The organism is Undibacterium sp. Di27W (assembly GCF_049340345.1).
Lineage (GTDB): Bacteria > Pseudomonadota > Gammaproteobacteria > Burkholderiales > Burkholderiaceae_D > Undibacterium.
The window spans coordinates 75093-98856 of record NZ_JBMPOS010000009.1; the positions used below are offsets into that span (position 1 = coordinate 75093).

The 23764-nt window shown below is 50.8% G+C and carries 18 protein-coding genes and 2 pseudogenes; 12 read left to right on the forward strand and 8 right to left on the reverse strand.

Annotated elements, in window-relative coordinates; all coding sequences use genetic code 11:
- Nucleotides 1-9 precede the first annotated feature (9 nt).
- Nucleotides 10-447: a DMP19 family protein gene (locus ACO0LF_RS18375; protein WP_423016571.1), complete on the reverse strand. Its 438-nt coding sequence runs from the start codon at nucleotides 445-447 to the stop codon at nucleotides 10-12.
- Nucleotides 448-814: 367 nt separating this feature from the next.
- Here ACO0LF_RS18375 and ACO0LF_RS18380 point away from each other — a divergent pair.
- Nucleotides 815-1069 (forward strand): annotated as a pseudogene (locus ACO0LF_RS18380) (HipA N-terminal domain-containing protein); the annotation flags it as partial.
- Nucleotides 1070-1201: 132 nt separating this feature from the next.
- Complete coding sequence (locus ACO0LF_RS18385) at nucleotides 1202-2089, forward strand: alpha/beta fold hydrolase (protein WP_423016573.1); 888 nt, start codon at nucleotides 1202-1204, stop codon at nucleotides 2087-2089.
- A gap of 155 nt (nucleotides 2090-2244) precedes the next feature.
- On the opposite strand, the gene ACO0LF_RS18390 is transcribed toward ACO0LF_RS18385, so the two are convergent.
- Nucleotides 2245-3180, reverse strand: a complete 936-nt coding sequence (locus ACO0LF_RS18390) for a cation diffusion facilitator family transporter (RefSeq protein ID WP_423016575.1) — start codon at nucleotides 3178-3180, stop codon at nucleotides 2245-2247.
- 267 nt (nucleotides 3181-3447) lie between these two features.
- Here ACO0LF_RS18390 and ACO0LF_RS18395 point away from each other — a divergent pair, with 267 nt between their 5' ends.
- The gene (locus ACO0LF_RS18395; protein ID WP_423016577.1) at nucleotides 3448-4569 is read left to right on the forward strand and encodes a DUF4214 domain-containing protein; all 1122 of its coding nucleotides are present in this window, start codon (nucleotides 3448-3450) and stop codon (nucleotides 4567-4569) included.
- Between the two features lie 63 nt (nucleotides 4570-4632).
- On the opposite strand, the gene ACO0LF_RS18400 is transcribed toward ACO0LF_RS18395, so the two are convergent.
- On the reverse strand, nucleotides 4633-5208 hold the full coding sequence (locus ACO0LF_RS18400) for a hypothetical protein (protein WP_423016579.1): 576 nt from the start codon (nucleotides 5206-5208) through the stop codon (nucleotides 4633-4635).
- 141 nt (nucleotides 5209-5349) lie between these two features.
- Here ACO0LF_RS18400 and ACO0LF_RS18405 point away from each other — a divergent pair, with 141 nt between their 5' ends.
- Nucleotides 5350-7377: a DUF4214 domain-containing protein gene (locus tag ACO0LF_RS18405; RefSeq protein WP_423016581.1), complete on the forward strand. Its 2028-nt coding sequence runs from the start codon at nucleotides 5350-5352 to the stop codon at nucleotides 7375-7377.
- 51 nt (nucleotides 7378-7428) lie between these two features.
- Here ACO0LF_RS18405 and ACO0LF_RS18410 read toward each other — a convergent pair whose 3' ends face one another.
- Nucleotides 7429-11133, reverse strand: a complete 3705-nt coding sequence (locus ACO0LF_RS18410; protein ID WP_423016583.1) for a YCF48-related protein — start codon at nucleotides 11131-11133, stop codon at nucleotides 7429-7431.
- Between the two features lie 366 nt (nucleotides 11134-11499).
- Between ACO0LF_RS18410 and ACO0LF_RS18415 the strand changes: the two genes are divergently transcribed.
- The 3 genes from ACO0LF_RS18415 to ACO0LF_RS18425 all read left to right on the forward strand — a co-directional run bounded on the left by ACO0LF_RS18415 (nucleotide 11500) and on the right by ACO0LF_RS18425 (nucleotide 15283).
- Nucleotides 11500-12276, forward strand: a complete 777-nt coding sequence (locus ACO0LF_RS18415) for a hypothetical protein (RefSeq protein ID WP_423016585.1) — start codon at nucleotides 11500-11502, stop codon at nucleotides 12274-12276.
- Nucleotides 12277-12467: 191 nt separating this feature from the next.
- Nucleotides 12468-14441, forward strand: a complete 1974-nt coding sequence (locus tag ACO0LF_RS18420) for an ankyrin repeat domain-containing protein (RefSeq protein WP_423016587.1) — start codon at nucleotides 12468-12470, stop codon at nucleotides 14439-14441.
- A gap of 92 nt (nucleotides 14442-14533) precedes the next feature.
- The gene (locus ACO0LF_RS18425; protein WP_423016589.1) at nucleotides 14534-15283 is read left to right on the forward strand and encodes a hypothetical protein; all 750 of its coding nucleotides are present in this window, start codon (nucleotides 14534-14536) and stop codon (nucleotides 15281-15283) included.
- Nucleotides 15284-15372: 89 nt separating this feature from the next.
- On the opposite strand, the pseudogene ACO0LF_RS18430 reads toward ACO0LF_RS18425, so the two are convergent.
- Together ACO0LF_RS18430 and ACO0LF_RS18435 are read right to left on the reverse strand one after the other, a co-directional pair.
- A pseudogene (locus ACO0LF_RS18430) lies at nucleotides 15373-15576 on the reverse strand (cyclic-phosphate processing receiver domain-containing protein); the annotation flags it as partial.
- A gap of 48 nt (nucleotides 15577-15624) precedes the next feature.
- Nucleotides 15625-16635: a hypothetical protein gene (locus tag ACO0LF_RS18435; RefSeq protein WP_423016591.1), complete on the reverse strand. Its 1011-nt coding sequence runs from the start codon at nucleotides 16633-16635 to the stop codon at nucleotides 15625-15627.
- Nucleotides 16636-17041: 406 nt separating this feature from the next.
- On the opposite strand from ACO0LF_RS18435, the gene ACO0LF_RS18440 reads away from it, so the two are divergent.
- The gene (locus tag ACO0LF_RS18440; protein ID WP_423016593.1) at nucleotides 17042-17779 is read left to right on the forward strand and encodes a hypothetical protein; all 738 of its coding nucleotides are present in this window, start codon (nucleotides 17042-17044) and stop codon (nucleotides 17777-17779) included.
- Nucleotides 17780-17892: 113 nt separating this feature from the next.
- Entirely contained in the window at nucleotides 17893-19608 is a 1716-nt protein-coding gene (locus ACO0LF_RS18445) for a Wzy polymerase domain-containing protein (RefSeq protein ID WP_423016595.1), read from the forward strand.
- A 121-nt stretch (nucleotides 19609-19729) separates the two neighbouring features.
- On the opposite strand, the gene ACO0LF_RS18450 is transcribed toward ACO0LF_RS18445, so the two are convergent.
- Both ACO0LF_RS18450 and moaC read right to left on the reverse strand, forming a co-directional pair.
- Nucleotides 19730-20317, reverse strand: a complete 588-nt coding sequence (locus ACO0LF_RS18450) for an endonuclease V (protein WP_423016597.1) — start codon at nucleotides 20315-20317, stop codon at nucleotides 19730-19732.
- Entirely contained in the window at nucleotides 20317-20820 is a 504-nt protein-coding gene (moaC, locus tag ACO0LF_RS18455) for a cyclic pyranopterin monophosphate synthase MoaC (protein WP_423016599.1), read from the reverse strand. Before moaC ends, ACO0LF_RS18450 begins: the two co-directional genes overlap by 1 nt.
- 116 nt (nucleotides 20821-20936) lie before the next feature.
- Between moaC and ACO0LF_RS18460 the strand changes: the two genes are divergently transcribed.
- From ACO0LF_RS18460 to ACO0LF_RS18470, 3 genes are read left to right on the forward strand one after another with little or no spacing between them, the layout of a single operon-like run.
- A complete protein-coding gene (locus ACO0LF_RS18460; protein WP_423016601.1) occupies nucleotides 20937-22535 on the forward strand; it encodes a M48 family metalloprotease in 1599 nt (532 codons plus the stop codon).
- Between the two features lie 3 nt (nucleotides 22536-22538).
- Nucleotides 22539-23078 carry a hypothetical protein gene (locus tag ACO0LF_RS18465; RefSeq protein ID WP_423016603.1) on the forward strand — a complete coding sequence of 180 codons (540 nt, stop codon included), beginning with the start codon at nucleotides 22539-22541 and terminating at the stop codon, nucleotides 23076-23078.
- A gap of 24 nt (nucleotides 23079-23102) precedes the next feature.
- Nucleotides 23103-23720, forward strand: coding sequence for a hypothetical protein (locus ACO0LF_RS18470; protein ID WP_423016605.1), 618 nt, complete (start codon nucleotides 23103-23105; stop codon nucleotides 23718-23720).
- Nucleotides 23721-23764 lie beyond the last annotated feature (44 nt).

Below are 23764 nucleotides of genomic sequence, written 5' to 3' on the forward strand. Positions count from 1 at the left end.
GTCATGGACTCAAACTGGCAAGCCACTCACCAGAAAAACATGTGCCTCGGTTTTGAAATCTATCTTTTCGCGCAGATAAGCCAGACTGAGCAAGTGCAACTGGTCTTTCAATGGGTTGGCCTCGGTGTAGTTGCTGGCTAAAAAGCGCTGGTAATCAAGCTTGTTTTTCAAGCACAGGCTGATCGCCTGCACATAATAGTCGTGAGCGATATCGGCACTGGCGGCGATCAACATGTCTTGTATCTGCGCCAGTAAATGTCCCCGCATATTGTAGAGAAACTGGGCAAAACCACCCTGGCGTATATCGTAATCAAATCGTGCTGCCAGCAAGTGGGGGAGCTGGCGCGCATGGCTGCTGGCGATATCTTGCCAGTCACCAGAGTCGGTGGTGGCCAGCCATTGCTGGAGCTGGGCATCGATGGCATCTTCTAGCTTGTTTGCTGGCATGGCTGGGATATTGGGATAGTGGGCTGGTCATCATGTGGATTGTTGACAGTATGCCACTCTATCTGCGTACTTGCATGTTTTGATGGCGACTTGCTGCCCTATGCTTGTTTCATATTTACTTAACATTTTATGAGTATTAATCTACTCAAAAATTAAAGAATGAGTAGATTAATCGCATTTTTAACTTGAAAATAGCCTCGTAGGTTGGGCTACGGGGTATCAGCCCAACACTGGGCCTCAACAAACGTATACGTCATTTAAACGCACAGTGTTGGGCTGATAAGGCGTAGCCCAACCTACGACCCGGCCCAACCTACGAGGTCATCCAACCCACGAGATCATCCAACCTAGGCCCTATACTTTCCCCCTGAGCCATGACCACCTCCATCCGCTACCTGCGTCTTTTCCGCTACCTGCGTCTTTATCTGCACACCCGCGAGGCGGGCAAGACGGCCATTGGCCGGTGTATTTCCAGAACCTGCTGCCTGAAGGGCATAACCGTGAGCGGCAGTGTGGCACGGATGACGAGTTTGAATTACCGGCCGCTGCAGGGCATGATTTGATGGGCGCGGTAGAAGTTGAACCCGTGCCCGCGCGCGAAGGCGTGCCCGATGCCGTGAGGGCATGAGTGGTGCATGATCGAGACAGATTTGCCTGGATGTTGATAGCGAATTTTCGTGACAAGTATTCCCAACTTTACGATCTGTTTCTGTGATTTAATGCTGTTCTTTATATAATAATTAACAGGACAAACATGCTGCTCCGCCGTCATTTGCTTAAAACCATTCTGGCGCTCAGTTGTGCCGCGCTCAGCCCCGTAGCCGCCTGGGCTGCTGGCTTTAGTTCAGACCGTATCAGCGTGAAAACCGAGGGTGAGGGCAGGGACGTTATCCTGGTGCCTGGCCTGAGTTCTTCGCCACGTGTCTGGGCTGAGATGGTCAAGGCGGTGCCGGGCTATCGTTATCATCTGGTGCAAGTATCCGGCTTTGCCGGGCAGGTGGTGGGTGGCAATACCGAAGGCCCGGTGGCCGCACCAGTGGCGGAAGAAATTGCCCGCTATATTGCAGTCCAGGGTATCCATAAGCCTGTCGTCATTGGTCATTCCATGGGTGGCAGCATAGGCATGATGCTGGCTGCGCGCCATCCGCAAGCGATCAGCAAGTTGATGGTGGTGGATATGTTCCCTTTCCTCGGTGCCATGTTTGGTGTGCCGGGCGCGACAGCACAGAGCATCAAGCCCATGGCCGACGATATGCTGGCCAAGATGCGCAGCATGACGCCCGAAGCGCGTGCGCAAAGAATGGAGGGGACGATCGCGGGCATGATCAATAACACTGCCATGCGCCCGTCCGCAGTGGCGGATGGACTCAAGAGTGACCAGGATGTGTCTGCCCGCGCCTATCATGAGCTGGTCACCACCGACCTCATCCCTGAGTTGAAAAACATCGCCGTGCCAACCACGGTGTTATATGTCCTACCGAACGGTGTGCCTTTGAGTGCAGAGCAGATGGATAGCTTCTACAAAGTCGCCTACGCCAGCGTCAAAGATATCAGCCTGAAACGCATTCCCGACAGCGCGCATTTCATCATGTGGGACCAGCCGGAGCGATTCCAGGCCGAGGTGAAGGTGTTTTTGAAGTAAGGGCCGAGAGCATGGTCGTAGGTTGGGCTACGGTTTACCAGCCCAACACTCGGCGTCTGAATCACGTGTACGTTTGTTGGGGCCCAGTGTTGGGCTGATAAGGCGTAGCCTGGCGAGGCCCGGCCCAACCTACGAAGCCTACCAACCTACGAAGCCTACACATGATCCCCATCCTGCTGCTTCCACGGATCGATATGTGTCATGAGATTGAGTACGCGGTGTCTTTGCAGCACGCGCTGGCGGGCGATGACGGCGATGTCGTGGCCTGCTTCTACGCTGATGTGGGCGTCGACTTCGAGATGGGCATCGACCATGAGCATGTCGCCCATTTTGCGGGTGTGTACATCATGCACATTGCGCACGCCGGGGGTGGCGAGCAGGGTCTCGCGTATGGCTTGCACTTCTACCTCATCGGCAGCGCGGTCCATTAAATCATGCAGGGCTTCCCAGCCGAATTCCCAGCCCATTTTACTGATCATCAAGCCAACGATGAGGGCGGCGATAGGGTCGAGGATGGGGTAGCCTGCCAGATTGCCTATGATGCCCAGGCCCACCACAAAGGATGAGGCTGCATCTGACCTGGCATGCCAGGCATTGGCCACCAGCATGCCGGATTTGACTTTTTGCGCAATCGCCAGCATGTAGCGAAACAGCAGCTCCTTCGATATCAGCGCAACAATCGCTACCCACAATGCCATGATGTGCACCTGGGCTATGTTCGCCGGCGCACTGATTTTTTGCACTGCTGACCATAGCATACTCACACCGACGGCCAGCAAGATCAGGCCTAGTGCCAGGGAGGCAGCGGTTTCAAAACGCTGGTGACCATAAGGGTGTTCCTGGTCTGCATCTTTTTTGCTGTGATGACTGGCAAACAGCACGACAAAATCAGCCACCAGGTCAGACAGTGAATGGATGCCATCTGCAATCAAGCCTTGTGACCTGGCCAGGATGCCTATGCTGATCTGGCCTGTGCAGAGGAGCAGGTTGACGATGACGCTGGTCCAGGTGCTACGTGATGCGGCAGCCGCTTTTTCTGCACGGCTATGTTCCTGGTCTTCGTGCTCGTCGCTGGATTGTGCTGGCTTCATGGTGCTTGAGTTGTGAGATGGAGCCACTATTGTGGCGACAAATGTCGGGCTTGTCATCAAAGCCAGTACCTGGGGTACAGGCAAACGATACTAAATTAAAAAACTTTATTTTTTTAAAGCTTTTTTACAATGCTGTCATCCATCGCCATCTTGATTGCGTTAATGCAGCAAGGGGTGAGTGGCAAAGAGGCTCGTAGTATGGATGAGCTGGCTGGCCAGCTTGCCATCAAAGGTTTTTGATTTTTTAGATTATTCAGAGAGTGAATTATGGCATACGTCTACGGCGATTCTACAGTGTTCGATGAGAGAACCAAGGGTTACGATTCCGGCTCTCCTAATATTAATTTCCAGGTCAGCCAGGGCCTGGTGTCTTTTGGCAAATTGTCCGCCACTGATTTAACCGACTGGTATCAGCTCAATCTCGATGGCCCTGGCAACTACACGCTGGTGGTCTCAACCGATCCAGCCAACAATTACAGCCCCACCAATGACTGGCGCGAAACCTTCAGCGGCATCAAGGTAGAGATCACCGATATCAATGGCAGGCCACTGGATGGGATCGATTTCAGCTATGCCAATAACAGCAGCGATGGCAGCATCAGTTTTGCCTATGCTGGCGGCTATACCCATGGCGATTTCTACGTCAAGGTCAGCAATCTGGCTTACGCCGCTACTGACTATATACTCGGCCTCAGCGTGATTTCGGTAGCAGGTAAAAATGTGTATGGCACCGGCGGCAATGATTACCTGGTGGGTACGGCAGGCAACGATAATATCGTTGCAGGTGCGGGTAATGACACCATACAAAACGGCCCCGGCAATGACATCATCAATGGTGGCAGTGGCACGGATTTTCTGATTATGTCAGGCAAGCTGGGTGAGTATGCCATCACCGGCACGACCGGCAATTTCGTCATCAAGGATGTGGTCGGCACGGATGGCACTGACACCGTGACCCAGGTAGAGCGTTTGTTGTTCACCGACGCGGCGCTGGCCTTTGATCTCGACGGCGTAGCTGGCCAGGCGTATCGTCTTTACCAGGCTGCATTTGGTCGCAAGCCCGACCTCGCTGGCCTGGGTTACTGGATAGATAAAATGGACCACGGAGCCAACCTGACCCAGGTGTCGGCGGCATTTTTTCAGTCGGCAGAGTTCCAGAAACTGTATGGCTCTTTCCCTAGTACCGCTACCTTGCTGACGAATTTCTACCAAAACGTCTTGCACCGCGCGCCCGACCAGGCAGGTTTTGATTATTGGGCCAATCAGTTAAACAAGGGCATGATCACGCCCGCAGGTGCGCTCGCCAGTTTTTGCGAGAGTGCAGAAAACCAGGCGCAGGTGATAGGGCAGATACAAAACGGTATTGTGTATACCGAGTGGGTGAGCTAATTTGTGAGACTGGGTGGTGAAATTGAACGGTACAAATAAGCCGCCCATTTTCACTACCCAGTCTCAAGGTGTAGCGGCAGATGCCTTGGTCAGTGCGCCATTACCAGCCGGAACCTGCAGCAATTCCCTGGCTGCTTGCCAGCGATAAGTGGTGGGTGCTTGCTCGGCAAATCCTATTTGTCCCAGATTATCGATGCTGATGTCGAGTGGCAGCCGGTCTGTATCAAGATCGCGGATGTGTGCGTTTGCCGTATCAAGTGTCAAACCAGAGAGCATGCCATCGACGATATGGATGTTCTCGCCATCACGCAAAAAATACAAGTCCACAAAACCACCACCATCGATGAGTTCCTTTTCTCCCAGCAATTGCTGGTCTTTCCTGATGCGGATATGTTTTTTATATTCAGCCAGAAAAGGGTGAATGCTCACCATCTCCACTTCGATCTGATATCCCTCCAGGCTGACACTGGCCGCATACCTGCTCGGTTCGCTATCGAGTATGCGCCCGAACATCACCAGCCCCAGCAATATAAGCGCTATACCAGCGAGCACCAACATGCCCAGTGTGCTGAGTAGCAGGTAGCCCCAGAATCCGGGCTTGCGCAAGGTGAGGGAGACTTGTGAACGAAAGGCAGACATGGCAGGCGTCCAGGTTTGGCAATCAGTGTTTGCGATATTGCATTGCCATCATAGTATTTTGTTATTTTATCTGCATCACGTACAATGGCGCTCTGTTTTTATCCCTCTGCTTGACGGATACGTCCACCACACGAACTGAACATGGCTACCTACATACCCTATTTTCCCTTGAACCCGATTACCCGTGCCATGTTCAATTTTGATGGCATCGTACCGGGTTTTATCAATTACATCTTGTCAGGCACTATCCGCGTTTCGGTATCGGATAGTTTTACCAGCGATGTCAGTCAGGGGAGTAGCGAATACAAATGGTCGCAATCTCAATTGGACAATATCAATGCCATACTGGATATGTATTCCCAGTTCGCCAATCTGTCGTTTTCTGGCGTAGTTGATTATGACGTCTATAACGGTAATACGCTGGTGACACCAGCTGTGGTAGGCGCAGCTAATTTATCTGATATCAATATCAATTGGCAAAACCTGAAGAACGTGGCCTACGGTGCGCGATCAGGCGGGAACAGCGATAAAAATTTTGGCTACGTGGGCGGGGCAGGCGATATAGTCATCAACCAGGCTAGCAGTGAGTTTCAGGGCGATTTTTCTTTAGAGCCGTATACCCGCGTGACCAAGACCCTGATCCATGAGTTGGGGCATTCCCTGGGTTTGTCGCATCCGCATAGTGATTATATCAATGGTGTCCCCGTCATTACTGCCGATTATGCGGCAACCCAAAACCTGGGGTTTGACTTGCTGGGTTTCAGGACTAACAGTGCGCAAGACATGTACAAGGAATATTTCTCCGTCATGTCTTATGATGACCAGAACCATTCATCGATACTGCATGCGTTCACCCCCATGATACTGGATGTGATTGCCTTGCAACTGGCCTATGGCGAAGGCCGGGGTACCAGTGGCAACGGCGACGATACCATCATTGCGGGTACAGATGGTTATCGCACCTATTTCGACAAAGGTGGCATTGATACTGTTGACCTGTCCCTGTATAGCACAGGGGCTTATTTCAATATGGGTATTCATATCACGGGGGCACCGCATCTGGTGGGCGTGGCCATGAGCGCCAGCGATGGGCTCAACACCATCATCAATGGTGGTGACCCGGTCAGCTTGCGCTGGCTGTATGGCGAATATGAAAATGCCATAGGCTCTGCAAAAGATGACATCATCGGCGGCAATGAACTGGATAATCATATCCAGGGCGGTGCTGGCAATGATCTGATTTTTGGCGCGAATGGCAATGATGCCCTGGCTGGCGATGCAGGAAATGATACCCTGGAAGGCGGCAATGGCAACGACACCATGATGGGCGGTGATGGTGATGACCGTTTTGACTGGGAGGATAGTTTCCGCGGCGGCAATGATCTGATGATCGGCGGCAAAGGCAACGACACCTATGTCCTGGACAACGCACTTGATCAAGTGGTGGAAGCCCCGGGTGAGGGCATAGATACCGTCTGGGTGAGTTTTAATAGCGCCTTAAGCAGTTTTGCCAATGTTGAAAATCTGCGTGCCTATGACAAGAACGCTGTCAGCCTGGTAGGCAATGCGGGCAATAACCTGATGTCAGGCTCCACAGGCAACGACACCATAGACGGTGGTGCCGGTAAGGATACGGTTTATTACAATGGTAATGCATCACGCTACCAGGTCAGCAAGGTGGGCAATACCTACCTGGTGAAAGACAGCACGGGCCAGGCAGGCACGGATACCCTCATCAATATAGAGATGCTAGAATTTGATGACCACAATATAGCTTTTGATGTCAACGGCATTGCCGGTCAGGCTTACCGCCTGTACCAAGCCGCCTTTGACCGCAAGCCCGATTTTGCCGGGCTGGGTTACTGGATCAAAGACATGGAAAGAGGTTCTAGCCTGACCACGGTGGCAGCAGGATTTTTCTCCTCTCCCGAGTTCCAGAAGTTATATGGAAAAGCCCCCAGCAATACTACCCTGATCACCAACTTCTACAACAATGTCTTGCACCGCAGCCCGGACAAGGCAGGTTTTGACTACTGGATCGGCGCCATGGAAAGCGGCAAAATCTCCGCTGCCGGTGTGCTGGCCAGCTTCTGTGAAAGCGCAGAAAACCAGGCCCAGGTGATAGGTTCCATACAAAATGGCATAGAGTTTGCAATTTGGCAGGGTTGAGAAAGCATGAGGTCAAGATAGCGCAGGGTTAAATCCGGGCGCTATCATGCATCACTTGCGTCTTTTCTTTGCGATAGATGATAGGGATGAGTAATTGGCTTCTGGTTTTTCTTCGCGTCTCTGGGGAGTAAGGATTTGTGGATCACCCGCCAGACGTACTCCAGAAATTAATCGCTCAAATACCTCGACTTCGATATCGCTTGGTGGCCATACATCACCAAATGAAGCTTGGTGTTTCGAAATGGCAGTTTCTATGATCTCATTTCTGAGACGCGCTTCATCTGACTGGATTTCACTGTATCCTTCCTCAAAGGCAATTTGGCCACTGAGTTGATTTTTCCAATTTTCACCGAACACTTCATGCATCGCTCCAATTGCGATTAACTGATGTTCTGCCAATGCATCCTTCAAAAGAGCTTGCTGGGAAATATTTGGTTTTTTTCTAAGCAAAAATGTAGTTAAAACGAGTTTCGCTTGATCAAATAAAGTCTCATCTTTTGCTTCACCTTGCTGCAACATGGCAAGATAGCGCAGACGATTACCAAAACGTTTAATTGAGCGTGGTGTATGGCGCTTCGTGACAATGACACCAGTCCAGATTTCCAGTGCTTGACGGAACTGGTTTGAGTCTCTGGTTTCTTGAATGTTTTTTCTTAGCAGCCGGATGAGCAAAATGCTTGCTATCCCCAACAGCGGTAGTAAGGCCAAGCTTGACCAGGAGTAGATAGTCATCCACGAGGCATGTTCTTCATCCGCGTAGAGAGCTTGCTTACTCGCGCCAGAAGCTGGAGCTTGAACGGCAAAATTTTCAGTGGTGGATGCAGGCGCTGGCGGTTTGGCAGTAAAATCTGCTGGCGCAAGTGTCGTATCTTTGGTTTTTGGTGCAGCAGGAGTCGCTTTGGTTTCTATGTGCTGATTCTTGAAATTAAGGCTTTCATTCATCATGAATTTGGCCAGGCTAACTCCTATGCATATCGCAATGATTGCCGCAGCAATTGGCCACATGAAAGTCGCCAGACGGAAAAATTCCTTGATGCGTCTTCTGGGGAAAATGTCTTTGGTAAACAGTAACTGATGCACCGGTTTGTCTTTTGTGGTGGGTACCTTGATTTCTATGTTGACCAATTTTTGCAGATAATCTATAGCATAGGCGCGGCGCTTGATCAGAACGGGGTCTAGTGGTGAGTTGTCGTGCTCGTCCTGGCTGGCATGCTTATCCATCGCCACCATTTCAGCCGCAATATCCTTGAATGCCAGACCTAGTGCAGCCAGCACGCGCTCCTTGGCCATGCCGAAGATAACAAAGCAGTCACCAGAGGATGTCAGATAATTGACGGTTTCCATTACCTCGAGAATGGCGGCCGGATGGCAACGATCCAGATCATCAATGACGATGACCAGGCGATATGGGAGTGCTTTGGTGAGATCACTGAACTGACTTGCAAAGTCATCGCGAAAGTCATTTTTTTCTTTCGCAGTTTTCAAACTCATACTTTCGCCAATGCGGGTCATGAGTGTCGCAGGGTCAGATGCAAAGATTTTAGAGCCTTTTGCCAAACCATATAGCGTGGTGAACGCAGCACCCAAGGCGGCGATGACGCCGCCTATTGAATCGACCAGGATAGTAATATTATGTTCTGCCAGTATATTTTTAATATCGGGCAAAACGGTGAGCAAGCGCTGTATGCCACCTCGTTGAAAACTGTCATAGCTGATTATGAACAGGCAGCTTGCGAGAATAATTGCGAGCATCATCGCACCAAAGTGGCGTCTTGAACGTAACCAGAGCAGATGTAGCCTGAATTGCATGCCATTCACAGTAAAAGTCGATGGCGCTGCCTGGGCATGAATGGCACCAAGCAGCCCGGCAAACAGGCACTCTTGTTTTTGATGATGCCATGCGTTGAACCAGATGGGGCTATGGGCATATTTTTTCAGGTCTGCACAGACAAGTTGCATGAGGGAGCTTTTGCCGCTACCCCATTCTCCAGTAATGGCCAGCGTCAGTGGTGGTTGGGTTTCTGTATTACGCAAGAAACGGGAGATGCCACGTGCCAACCCGGAAAAATCCAGCTTGTCATCGTCAGGGAATCGTATTTCTGCATCGGACGCTGCAACATCCGCGACCGAATCACTGGTTTGTGCCTTGGGACGAAAATGCCAGGACAGCCAGATGCAATAGCCTGAAATAGCAACCAGTAACCAGTACCAAAGCGCAGGCGAGCGACTATAGTGTTCTGCATAGTCCCAGTTTTTTCCGCCATCCATGGTGGATAAAATCAAGCCTCCCTCGCCGACGGCCCAGCCATGCTGTTTGTCTTTATTGAAGTGGATGTCAAAAAGCCTGGCGGGGGTTCCTCGGGTTTGCTGTTGCCAGGATTTACCTCCATCTGTCGTATTGACAATTTGCCCTAATACTGAAGCCCAGTCTTTGTCTATAGTATGGGATGGTTGGTAACCATAGGTTGTGATGCCCCACCCATGTTTAGTATCACTATCGAAATATACTTTCGAGAACAGGATGCTTTGATCGTTAGTTATCGTTTCCCAGGTCGGTTTCCTTTCCGTGAAGACTGCCAATTCCCCGCTAAACCTTGGCTGTTCAGTGTTTGCCGTGAGGGACCAGCCAAATGTCCTGTCTTTGGTGAAATAAGCATGACGAACTTCATTTGTTTCAAAATACCTGTCCGATCTTTTATTCCATGTTATTCCACCATCATCCGTCGAAATGATTGCTCCGCCTGTACCAGCAGCCCAGATATGCAGGTTATTTTCTCCTAAGCTTATAGCTCGGGCAGCCTCATTTGATAAGTCGCTATGGTCGCCTTCCTTATTACTCTCAACTTCACCTCCTGCACCGGGCAAGAAATAAATATCTTCATTGCCCCCTACGGTCACGACGCCTAAGCTTCCCTCTATACCACTATGCTGATGCTTCCAATGAGCGCCCCCATCGGAAGAGGCGAGGATGTCGCCATTTCCTCCTACCGCCCAGCCATGCAGTCCGTCGGAACTAAAACTGACAGAAGCGAGAAAGGGATGTGCATTGGCTGAATAGGGATGCCATGAGTTTCCCGCATCGTCTGTCGCGAGAATTACTCCATTTTTCCCAACAACCCAGCCATGAAGCTTATCGGGTTGAAAGTAGACAGAGGAAAATTCTATCTCAAGATTACTTGATTGCTGACTCCAGGTCTCTCCGCCATTGCTTGTTGCCATGATGATGCCATTCGCACCGACAGTCCATGCATGCTTCCCGTCAGTGTCTATATGGAGAGCAGGCGCAAGGCCTGGGACTGTCTTTTTTTTGAAATTGGCAAGCTCTTTTATTGCTCGTTTGCTGAATACGATTTCTTTGTTTTTCAGCATCCAGTCACTGTTTTCATTCCTTGTGATTTCTGCGAGCAATTGCTCATTATTATTACTTTCTGTATGCCAGCTATTACCGCCATCATCCGTCGTCAGTATGTGATTTTTACTGAGTATCCAGCCCTGTTTTCCATTTTCTGAAAAAATGACAGCGAGGAAATCTTCATTAAACCTAGGTAGACGTCGGTGGGGATTCGTTTCGTTTGGCCAAAGAAAAGATAAAGTCGAAGCTGCTCTGTTGACAGGGACGGGGCGGGGTTTCTGTGTCCAGGCAGCTATTGTGCCGAGCACAAACAGCGCCAGAGCTATCCATAACCAATGCCATGCCAATAAAGGGGGGAGTGCATCATGTGATATGGACGCTTCTTGTTGACGACTGGCTTGCATATGTATGCTCCCATCTGGGAAATCTGTTCAGTCAAAAAATATCTTATTTATAACATATGGTGTCAACTATGCGTTAGTTAAATGTAGACATCCATTTTTGGATAATTTCCTCTTGGAAATTAAAGATGTCGAAGGACTTTCATTTGTTTTTCCTAAGTAATCTTATTTTTTAATGCCTGGGATATATGGCAAGCTGGTCTGGAAGTGAGCCTGTCATTTATTGATTCTTGACATCTACTTGTTCTAGGTCTTAAATGAAATGCTGTGTAAGCATCATCGGTCAAAGGCGCAACTTGTATTGCGATGGCAGATTTTGATGTCACTCAAATTTGTTTGTAGCAGGTCAACTATAAAGGAAAATAATTCATGTCTACTCTATTTGCTTACTCAGCGTTGTTTGCTTTCACAAATTTTTTCTGTTCCGCCATTGCTCTGGCAGCTGATCCCATCACGATTTGCATAGGCAATACGGCGTCGCCGCCTTTCCTGTTCCCTAACAAGGAAGGGACGGTGCAGGTGCTGATACGCATGGCGGCAGAGCAGCAGGGTTTGCAGGTCAAGTTCCAGCCCATGTTGCCGACCAAATGCGCTGAAGAGATCAAGGCGGGCACGATCAATTCTGGTGCTGCCATGGGGTTCACGGCGGCCAATCAGGAATATGCAGCCTTTCCCATGAAAAAACCTGGTGAAGCGGATACCAGCAAGGCAGTGGGGGCGGCGCGTTCTGTGGTCTACCGCGTCAAAGGCAGCAAGGCAGACTGGAATGGCAGCAGCTTTTCTGAAGTCAAGCAAGGCGTCTTGTTTGCCAAGGGTAATTCGGTGTTCACAGAAAAACTCAAGGCCCTGAAAGTGCCTTTCAATGATGAAACGGCGACCTTCCAAAAAAATCTCTTGAAGATGGTGGCAGGCCAGGGTGAACTGGTCATTGGCTTTGAGCATGAAGGCAAGCTGCGCATGGACGAGCCAGAATTCGCAGGCAAGATAGAGGCCTTGCCCACACCATTTACCGAAGCCTATTATTTCATGGCCTTCAATAAAAAATACCATGAAGCCAATGCCGCCCAGGTGGATGGCTTGTGGGCAGCGATTGCCAAGATGCGCACCAGTCCGGCGTATTTGACGGCGATCAAAGGTATACAGTAAGCAATTTGATAATAAAAAACCAGCGATTACGCTGGTTTTTTATTACGGCAATTTTTGCGGCAAGATGCCATATTCACACCGTGGCATGACAGGATAATGACAGCGACAAAAAAATCCCTTTTTGTTGTAGCTCGCCCTCATACCTACTTTCGTATCTTGCACCGTGGCATCTGCTTTGCTACATTGCAGCCATGATAAAAACAAAAAATATAGGATTGAGATTAGGGGCCAGTCTGATCGTGCTGGTGTTTGCAGTGTTGTTTGGAGCGGGGGGCTGGGGTGGCGGTGTTAGCCCTCTGGCCAGGCAGTTAGGGGGCTGGTGGCAGGCCCGCGATCTGGTGGTGGTGCCAGCGCATATCAATAAGCTGGAATTGCGCGAACATGAAGGCGAATCCACTACCTGGCAAGTCCTGGCAGAATTTGAATATCAATACCAGGGCAAGACCTATCACAGCACACGCATCAATATCGGTGGCGATAGTCGCGATAATATAGACAATTATCAACACGACATCCACGCCGCACTGCTGGCGGCGCGCAGCCAGAATCAAAACGTCATACTCTGGCTGGACCCGCAAGATCCAGCCTATGCCGTCTATGACAGACAAGTGCGCTTCAAGCGCATGCTATTCCTGATACCTTTCGCTATCCTGTTCCCCCTGGTCAGCCTGGCTGGCTTGTGGTTGCTCTGGGCAATCTGGTTCAGGCCTCAGGCAGATGAGGCAGATACGACAACGGCAGGTTCTGGCGCAGCGTTCAGAGCAGGCCATGTTCCGCCCAGCAAACTGGAATTGCAAGCCAACAAGAGTGGGGCGGTGGCGATAGGCGTCTTTGCAATCATCTGGAATTTGTTTACCGTCCCCATGTCCATCCTGGCTATAACAGATGGCGGTAGCAATGCGCGCTTCTGGGCGCTGTTGTTTCCATTGGCCGGTGTGCTGTTGTTGTGCTGGTCTGCCCGCCTGGCTTATCTGCGCTGGCGTCTGGGTGAGAGTAGCCTGCTGATGACACAGCAGCCGTACATCGGTATCGAGGAGATGGCCCTACGCCTGCGCTTCACACTGCCACTGGGACAGCGCATGCAGCATGCAGTGACGCATTATGCGCTGAAGGCTAAAGTGGTCTGCGTGTGTGAAGACAACCGCGGTGAAGACACCAGCAGCAAGACCCTGTGGACACTGGAATTGAAAACCGTGCAGGTTTTTCACGGTGCGCGCAATGTGGACCTAAGCATCAGCCTGCCCTCAAATTTGCCAGCTAGCGGCTTACTAGGCCACAAAAAAGTGGAGGTGATCTGGAAATTGCAGATCAAATTGCTGGGGGAAGACCTGGAATTTATTCTGCCCGTGCAAGCCGGAGCATGGTCGGGGCTGCAAAACAAACGCGAGCTGTTGGCAGACGCTGAAAACTATGGCATCTATGAATTTCCCAATGCAATGGCGCAGCCTGGCAAGCAAAGCCGGCGCAACTGGTGGGCCTATGTCATCGTCATTGGCATGCTGATATTGGGTGCTTATCTGATGCTGTATGATGATCTGCCAGCCATCAGTGAGGGCACGCCGGCCACGCAGAGCAGCAGCATGCCGGCTGCCAGCCCGGCAAACATAGAGAGCCTGGCGCAACTGCAGGCCAGGATCAGCGCTGGTGCCGATATCAATAGCAGGGATGCTGAAGGCCATAGCCTGCTCATGCAAGCGGCAGAAGAAAACAATCTGGAGAAAGTGCGCTACCTGCTGCAACAAGGGGCGCAAGTTGACCTGGCGACACCTGTCGATGCAGAAGGCAATGGCGGACGCAGTGCCTTGTTTGCTGCCATAGGCAATGACGCCGTGGACATCGTGCAAGCCCTGGCAAAGGCGGGCGCAGATTTGCAGAAACCCAGCAACAAGGTGTGGACACCCATGCACTATGCCAGCTACCGCAATGCAATCAAAAGCATGCGCTATCTGCACGAACAGGGTTTGCCTATTGATGCAGCCTTTGCCGGTGCCCGCGGTTCTACACCGCTGATGATTGCCGCCCAATACAACCAGCTACCAGCGATTGCCTTTTTGCTACAAGCCGGTGCTGATCGCAGCAAGAAAGACCTGTATGGCGAAGACGCCTGCGGCTACGCGCGCTTTTTTAAACAGGCACAGGCAGCCAAGGTGCTGGGCTGTCGGTGAAGTGCCATTCTGCTAAAGAGTACCGGTCATGCAAGGCTATGGAACAGGGACAGGGACAGGGGCAGGGACAGGTTCAGCCAGCATACGTTTTCTTGCATCCCGAATCCGACACAAATATTTTACTCATCCTGGTATCGGTATGCTGGCTAGCGGTGAGTCTGTTTTTTTCATGGCGCGAATTGACATTATTCAGCAATGCAAGTGGCTGGGCCCACTATAGAGCCATATTCTCGCCCTTGCCTGGGGTTTTGCTCTTGGTACTGGGTTTGCGCATGATACATTTGCGCAAGCGCTTGGGTGACCTGGCTTTGCATATACAGCCACCCTTGCATGCAGGCTGCCGTGATGTGCCTGCCACTTTGCATTTCATGGATGGCCAGTGGAAAAACATGAACACGGCCGCGACCGACTATGCTATCCATCTTGAAGTGGAATGCATCCATAAAATGGGTAGTGGCGAAGACGCAAAGAGCACGACTTTGTGGTGGCGAGAATTGACTGAAAGACGCTTGGCACATGCTGCCAGCGACATGAAATTCACACTGAGTCTGCCCGCCGACTTGCCTGGCAGTGGCACACTTGAAGACAAGGATAGCGAGATATTCTGGCACTTGCGCGTCAAGGTTCTGGGGACCAAGATCATCTTTATATTGCCGGTACTGGCTGGGCAGATGCGGATATTGAGCAGCGATGAATTGCTGGTAATGAGAACCAGGCGACACTATGCAACACCAGAGTCCGCCGCCCGCGCCGCTGCAAAATCAGAAATCTGGTTTGTAAAATATAGCGCCTGCCTGGCGCTGGCTGCAATTGTCTTGCTTGGTCTTTTTGTCTTGCCTTGAAGTTTTTTCTGATGGCACAAGATACTCTGTATGCCAGCTTTCATTTTTTGCCTTGCCGAAGAATTGGCTGAGTGCAAACGCATCTCTGGTGGTGCAAAACCGCTGGTCACGACCGCTTCTTCTATCCATGGCACGACATCATCGCCGCTGCCGTGCTCATCGTCGCCAAGATCATGGCCGAGGCTGAAGTGCCTCACTCCACCTGCTTCCAGCAAGGCTACGGCTGGTACGGACCAGTCCACCCTCAACCAGCCTGCTGGCATCGTTCTTTCATCGTCGAGGTTAAATTTCATGTTTTATGCAGCCCTGGCTGGTATTTCTATGCCATGGATGCTTAACACTCACTTTTGAAAATTATTATTCAACTTATCCATTTCCTTATTATTCTTCTGGATCTGACGCTGTTGTATGTCTTGCTGCTCTTTGAGGATTTCTTGTAGCTTTTGTTGATGGCGATTGAATTGTGCCAGGGGGGCTTCATCACGGAACATGAGTTGCTCACCCTGCAAAGTCCATTTCTTTTTATCTGCCAGCAGATTGAGCATGCCTTCAATTTCTTGTACGGCTTTTCTTTCCATCTGCCAGTTTTGCATGATCATGTTGCGAGAATTTTGGGCGCCACGGTTAAAGCCATCGAGCATGCTTTTTTTTGCACTGTCATCCAGCGCCAGGGAATTGATTTTTGCCCGGCCACCATCAAACAAGCTGTCGGTATTACTTTCAAATTTGCTGATGATGGCTTTGGCTTTTTCTACTATGGCTTTACTCTCCAGCATATCTTTGTCATTTTTTATGCGCTTGAAATCCATGACCTGGTCCCAGTTGGCCGCATTCAGTTCGCGCAAATAGGCATTCTTGTAGGCTGCCGCGCTATTCATGAAGTCTTTCATGAATCTTTCCATTTCCCCAAACTGGCCACTGGCCTTGGGTGTGGCTGCGGGGCCGGTTTCCACTACCTGGGACAAGACCTTACTGTCCTGGTTGTCATTGTTTTTTTGTATGTTCGTAGCCAGACGCTGCATTTCTTCTTTGGCTGACTGCATGGCGATATTGGCTTGTACTTTCTGTTTGTCCAGGCTGATCTTGCCAGCCGCGAACATGGCAATAAAAAAAGCCAGAAAAACGCTGATGTAATAGACACCACCGCGCTTGCGCAAGAACAAGCGATAAAATATTCCGGCTCCGGCAGCCGCACAGACCAGCAGTTGTCCTGTCAGGTAAGCCATACCTTCCATGGTTTTGTCGCCCATGCAGGAAGCGCCATACGCCGCGATTGCGCAAGCGGGTAACAGTAATACTAGCCACAGCGACTGCTTGAACCTGGATGCATTTACTTGATTTTGTTGATTCATGGATGGGTTTCAATCAAAGTGTGAGTCGTCATATGGATAATGCGCAGATGACAAAGTAGTTAGCTAGCAAGTTGCCATGCCTGGAAAATTATTGATTTTAAAACAAAATTCTCTTGCTTGGCAGGCATCTTGTCTGGATGATATTTTGGCACGCGCATGCCTCACTTGTGCTACTGTCCTCAGACAGGGGGAGATTGACTTGTAAAAAAGCTTATCATTCCTTGATCCTCACACTAAAGCTCATTAAAATATGCAGACTTTTGTTGTATGTCTCAGGATAGTCTTGTTATTGATGCAGGCTCGATAGCAGAGTCGTGGCATATTTGCTAAAGCTCTTCTGAGATGACTAAACCAGATCTGGTCGTTTGTTTTTTCTTTCAATAATTTCCACGCTATGAAAACTTCCATGTCCCGTTATCGTGCCAGTGGTACGCATTTTTTAATCAGTTTCGTCGTTGGTTTTACTCTGCTCATGTTGTGCTGGTTCATGTGGTATCCGACGCCTATGCTTTCTGCCATAGGGGGTTATGAAATTTTCTTCCTTATTGTTGGTATTGATGTCATATTGGGCCCGGCCCTGACCCTGGTCGTGTTCAATACCAAAAAAAAGAAGTGGCTGGTATTGGATTTGCTGGTGATTGTGGTATTGCAGGTGTATGCCTTTGTCTATGGCGTCAGCACTTTGCTGGAAGCACGTCCTGCTTATATCGCTGCGCTGGGTAAGAACTTTCAAGTGGTGCAGGCTTCTGAAATTACCGATGGCAACCTGGAAAAGGGCAAGGCCACGCTGCCATTGTGGGGACCCAAGCTGGTCGGCACCTTTGAACCTACCGACTCGGCGGATCTCAGCATGGCCCGCGGTATAGAATCCGTAGGTGGTGGCAAGGGCCACATGCCGCAACTGCATATCCCTTATGCTGACATGAGCAAGGAAATACTGGAAAACGCCCAGGACTTTGATGCTCTTGAAAAAGACAATGAAGATAAAAAAGCCGACATACAAGCCTGGCTGAAATCGCACGATTGCGATGAAAAAAAATGTAAATATCAACCCATCAAGATCAGGGTATCCACTTTCCCGGCAGTGATAGATGCAAAAACGGCGGCCTATCTGGGCATCATGCCACTACAACTGAAAATGTAATTTGACGAAGTGAATTGACGATCTGAATTGACGATCTGAGTTCGAGTTAAACTGACACGGCCTGGTTTGCCACCCATGTGCAGCCCAGGCCATTTTATTGAAATGTATCCCGAATGGCATCAGCAAAAGAAGGCCGGCTGGCCTTGATTATTTTTGCAGTAGCGATTTTTTTCAGCTACACGCATGCTTATCATATCCATCCCTACAGAACTTTTTACCATGACCTGATCAGCTGCGTAGGCTTGCTTGGGGCCATGGCATATTTTGTCATCAGGCCTGCGCCTGTTTATCTGCGTTATCCCGCCTTGCTGGCTTTACCCCTCGGTATTGTGCTCCTGATCGGCCTGCAGCTCATGCTGGGCATGATACAGCCGTTTGCCGAGATGGCCTTCCCGGTGTTCTACCTCATGCTGTTTGCTCTTGCCATCGTGTTTGGCAGTAGCATGGCACTTGACGCCAGCAGGGTCGACATGGCTGTCGCCGCCATCGCCCTGGCGCATATTGTGGCTGCCGTGGTATCGCTGGTGTTCCAGCATATACAGATATTGGGCCTGGATGCGACGCCGCTGGTCATGTACATGGCCGAAGATGCACGGGCATCCCTGCGTCCCTTTGCCAATGTAGCGCAACCGAATCAACTGGCCCTGCTGTATTTCTTTGCCCTGGCTGGACTCTGGTACTTCTATCGCACCGCAAAACTCCCGGCTTATATCGCCATCGTGCTGGCGGCCTTGCTCTTGTGGGGCACGGTGTTGACCCAATCACGCATAGGCTGGATTTTAGTGCCCGTGTTTTTTGCCTATACTGCAGGCAAGCTGGGTGCGGCCAGGCGTACTGGCATCGTGGTGATGGCGGGGCTGGTGTTGCTGTATGCGCTGCTGGTTTTCCTGTTGCCGCAGATTAGTCAGATCATCGGTTTTTCAGCGTCTTCCGTGGCTGAGCACGTTGGTGGCCGTTCTGAGCGTACTGGCCTGTGGCAAGTTGCCTGGCAATTGGCGGCAGATCATCCCTGGCTGGGCGTGGGCTGGTTTGGCTATGGTGCTGGCCAGGTCAGCATCGGTGCCAATTTTGCCTCCAGCACCTATGCCGAACATGCGCATAATTTACCCTTGAACCTGGCTGCCGAACTGGGCTGGCCTGCGTGCCTGCTCATCATGGGTGGTTTGTGCTGGTGGTTTTACCAGACCTGCATCAAACCTGCCAAGAGCATGGCGCTGCAATTTTGCAGCCTGTGCTTCTTTGCCGTCGGCGTGCATAGCATGGTCGAATTCCCGCTCTGGTATGCCTTTGTCTTGCTGCCGGTCGGTGTGCTCATGGGCCTGGTACATCAAATGCGCTGGCCTGCACAAGGCAGCGTGGCCAGGCCTGGCATGGTGCTGGCCAGCCTGGCACTGGCCAGCGCAGTCATCGCCGGTGTGATCCTCGATTATCAACGCGTGGTGGGTGGTTTTAAAGCCCTGCGTTATGTCACCCAGGGTTTCAAGTCGCAAGAACAGTTTACTCGCAAACCCAGTGTTACCTTGTTTCCGCAATTCTTTGAGTACTTCAAACTGACGCACATGGAACCGCATGAAGGCATGTCAGCCGAAGAAATCGTCTATATGGAAACCTGGAGCAAGCGCTTTGGCTTTGTCCACATCCTCAACCACCTGGCAGAGGTTTATGTACTCAATGGTCAGCCTAAAAAAGCCGCTTACACCTTGCTGACCCTGCAACGCCTGCATCCTATTTCTTATCCAGAATATTATGATTACTGGCAAGCCAAGGGCAAACAGGATACGCGTTATCAGGCGATTTTTGAGAGCATGCCAGCACGGGATGCGCCTTGATATGGCCTGCACCCTACCGGATGCCGTCTTGTAGGGTGCGTTGCAACGCACCGCTTTTTTGCTTATCTCATCCGCTATGTAGCAAGTGGGGAATATGGTGCGTTATAACGCACCCTACGGGCTAGGCAGGCTTATCCACTGCCTCACGACACAACTGATCCACCAGTTTCAGCAAAGTCGGTATGCGGAAGCTGCCATGCATGGCAGCGATGCTGGCCTGGGCTGTAGACTGGTCCATGCCTATGCTGGTGATGTACAACGGCTTGATGCTATCGCCACGGCATATGCCGAAGGATGTATCTATGGCTGAGAAAGAAGACTTGGCTACGCCTATGATGGCGACTTTGCCACCCAGTGCCTGATACAGGTGCCAGCCCAGGCCGGGCTGGCTGCTGCCATCCAGGTAGACATAGCCATCGATAATGATGCAGTCTGGCTGCACATCATGTTCTGCCAGCAACTGCAAAATGCAGGGCAACTCGCGCTTATAAAATTCGCCCGGCACATACTCGGCCACATCGCTGATATGGCTGATGCAGGTTTTCTCAGGCTTGTCATCGCTCCAGTCATGGAACACCACACCGGCGGCATAGGCATGCTTGTTGTTGCCATTAGTTGTTGCATTAGTTGCTGCATTAGCTGCGGCATCAGCGGCGCCATTGTCGGCATAGGCAATGTCGATGGCCAGTAAAGTAGCTGGCTTCTCCATTATTGATCGATATCCGCCACCCAGTCACCGGACTTGCCGCCGTGCTTCTCCATGACGCGGATATCTGTCATCACCATGCCGCGGTCGGCAGCTTTGCACATGTCATAAATTGTCAGTAAGCCAACCTGGACTGCGGTAAGGGCTTCCATTTCGACACCGGTCTTGCCTACGGTTTCTACCTGGGCTTCGCAAGTAACGGTGTTGTTACTTGCATCAATGCTAAAATCAACAGTAACACGGGTCAGCGCCAGAGGGTGGCATAGAGGGATCAGGTCGCTGGTGCGCTTGGCTGCCATGATGGCGGCGATGCGGGCTATGCCGATGACATCGCCCTTTTTTGCATTACCTTGCTGGATCAGGTCCAGCGTGGCGGCCTGCATGCGGATATGGCCGCGGGCGATGGCGATGCGGTGGCTATTGTTTTTATTGCCTACATCCACCATATGGGCTTGGCCAGCTGCGTCAAAATGACTCAGCTCTGGTTTGCTTGTATCTGCACTCATTATTGTGTAAAAAGAAAAGAATATCGAAATATAGGTTTAGGTAAAATTGTTACTATGAGACATAGTCTTGCAGCAAAAGCTGTTTTACCTAAGTCATGACGAGAAGGAAGCTCTTGGTGTCCAAATTACAGTCCGAATCACAGCCCGAATCACAGTCTGACTATCATAGCATTGCACAACCGCTGCGACGCGCCTTTCGCCTGCCCGTACTCCGTCTGGCGGTCTTGCTGGCAGTCAGCCTGGGCAGTGCCAGCCTGTCGCCCGCACTGGTCCATGCGCAAAACCTGCCTACGCTGGGTGATACCTCGCGTGAAGATTTGTCGCCCCTGGCAGAACGCAAGCTCGGCGAGCAAATCATGAGCGTGGTCAGGCGCGACCCTGACTTTATGGACGACGCCCCCGTCAGCGAATACCTGAACCGCCTGGGCAATAAAATGCTGGAAAACCGCCAGGATGCCCGTGGCGAAACCAATTTCAATTTTGAGTTTTTTGCCGTGCGTGATCCGGTACTGAATGCCTTTGCCTTTCCTGGCGGCTTTATCGGCTTTCATTCCGGCCTGATTTTGGCAGCGCAATCTGAGTCAGAGCTGGCATCCGTCATGGGCCATGAAATAGGCCACGTTGCCCAGCGCCATATTGCACGCATGCTGACCAGCCAGAGAAACGATGCCCTGATCCCCCTGGCCGCACTGGCCCTTGCCGTGCTGGCGGCCCGTAGCAGCCCGGATGCCGCCATGGCCCTGGTGACAGGCGGACAAGGCCTGGCGATACAAAAACAATTGAACTTTGGCCGCGATGCCGAGCGCGAGGCTGACCGTGTCGGCTTCCAGATCTTGCGCGAATCCGGCTTTGACCCATCCGGCATGGTGAGTTTTTTTGGCCGTCTGCAAAACGCCACGCGCAACTACAACGACAACCTGCCACCGTACTTGCGCAGCCATCCGCTGACCAGTGAAAGGATAGCCGACATCCAGTCGCGCCTGGTAGACCAGCGCTATCGCCAGCATGCCGACAGCCTGGAATTTTTACTCACCAAGGCCAGGGTCAGGGTCTTGCAAGATAGCACCATCCAGGGCTTGATGGATGCCAGTATTTTTTTTGATACCCAGGTCAAATCCGGCAAACTCGAAGACCAGATCACTGCTAAATACGGCCAGGCCTTTGTCGCCTATAAACGCCTGGATTTTGCCACCGCCCGCAAACTGCTGGAACAATCGCGCAAACTGCTGGAACAGACCCCCGCTTATAAAAGCCTGCTCAGTTACAGCAATATGTATGTCGACCTGTCGATAGACATCCTCATCGGTGACAAACAGACTGACGCCGCTGTCAAAGAGGCCGACAAAGCCATGCGTGATCTGCCCCTTTCACGCGGCGTCGCCCTGCAATATGCAGAAGCCCTGCTGGCCGACAGCAAGGAAGAAAAAGCCGCCGTCTTTTTACGCGACCAGATCGTCCTGTACCGACAAGAGGCACAGTTATATAACCTGCTGGCCAAGGTCTACGCCGCCCAGGGCAAGCAAGCTGCCCAGCACGTCGCCCTGGCCGAAGCCTATGGCATAGAAGGCAACCTGGCCGCCGCCCTGCAACAACTGGACATCGCCCGCCGCGAAAAAGATGCCCAGTATTTTGAACTCTCCGTCATCGACGCCCGCGAGCGTGAATGGAAAGAAAAGCATAAGGAGCAATTGGCGGAAGAGAAGAAGCGGCGTTGATAAATGGCGCAGCGAATTCTCTTAAGCAGAAAAATCTTTCAAGGATTTTTATTACTGCTGGCTTGCAGCCTGCTCACGTCCTGTTTTTTTAAAAAGAAAGATACCGCACAAGGGTCAGCCTACAAGGCTGATTTACTCCAGTCCATCCGGCAAGCCAGCAAGATCGTCGTGACCGAGCATTCCTCAGAACTGGATTTCGTCGTGGTTGGGCGATCTATCCCGCAAAAGGAAAGAGTTTACAGAACGGTGACACTGAGTCAGCGCCACCGTGATAATTTCATTTCTATTGTCGAAGCTACGCCTGACGAAACGCAACAATCATTCTCTGGCTGTCTTTTTGATCCACATCATACGGTGTATTTTTATGTGCAAGGCAAGCTGGCAAGCAAGCTCGATATTTGCTTTGCGTGTGGCCAGCAACAGTGGAACGCGACCAAGCATACGCCACCGTCTTTCATCATTGGGAGTTTCTCCAGCTTCGTCAAGTCCATAGGTTTAAGCCCCGAAAGAGAATGGGCAGAATTGCTGAAGAAAAAGTCTTGAATTTATTGTTCAGGTTGGTAAGCGATGGCATCCGGTTGGGGTGAAGGTTTTGGAATGTTTAAAAGTAATAATTCAAGGAATTTTATGCAGGGATATCACATGTTCAGAGTAGTTGTTTTTGTATGTGTCAGCTTGTTTGTCGTCTCGGCACAGGCTGGTAAATTATCTGGCGAGGGCGCGGCCTATAAACGTGAGTTGATCAAGGCAATTGAAACGGCAGATAAAATAGTCGTGACTGAACATTCTGATAAATATGATTTTTTTGATCGCAAGAATTATGTATTTCTGCCGCAGGAACAGCTTACTTATCAAACCGTGATATTGACTCAGCAAGAGACAGTCAAATTTAAGCGCTTTGTTAATGCTGTACCAGCCAGAACGCGGTACCTGATTGCTGCGTGTATTTTTGAGCCGCATCATACGATCAGGTTTTATGCTCAAGATGAATTATTGAGCACTTTACAGATTTGTTTCAAGTGTGGTGCCCAGGAATGGGATGGTAGCAAGTATGAACCGCCTCAAGAAATTATTAGTGCTTACTTTAGCTTGATCAAGGCAATTGGTTTGCATCCTGAAACGAATTGGCGACAAGTGGCAACTGAGAAGTTAAAAAAAGATGGTGAACAATCTGCTGCCGATTAATTTATAATGAGCACTTGCCGGAACAGATTTGCTGGCACCACACT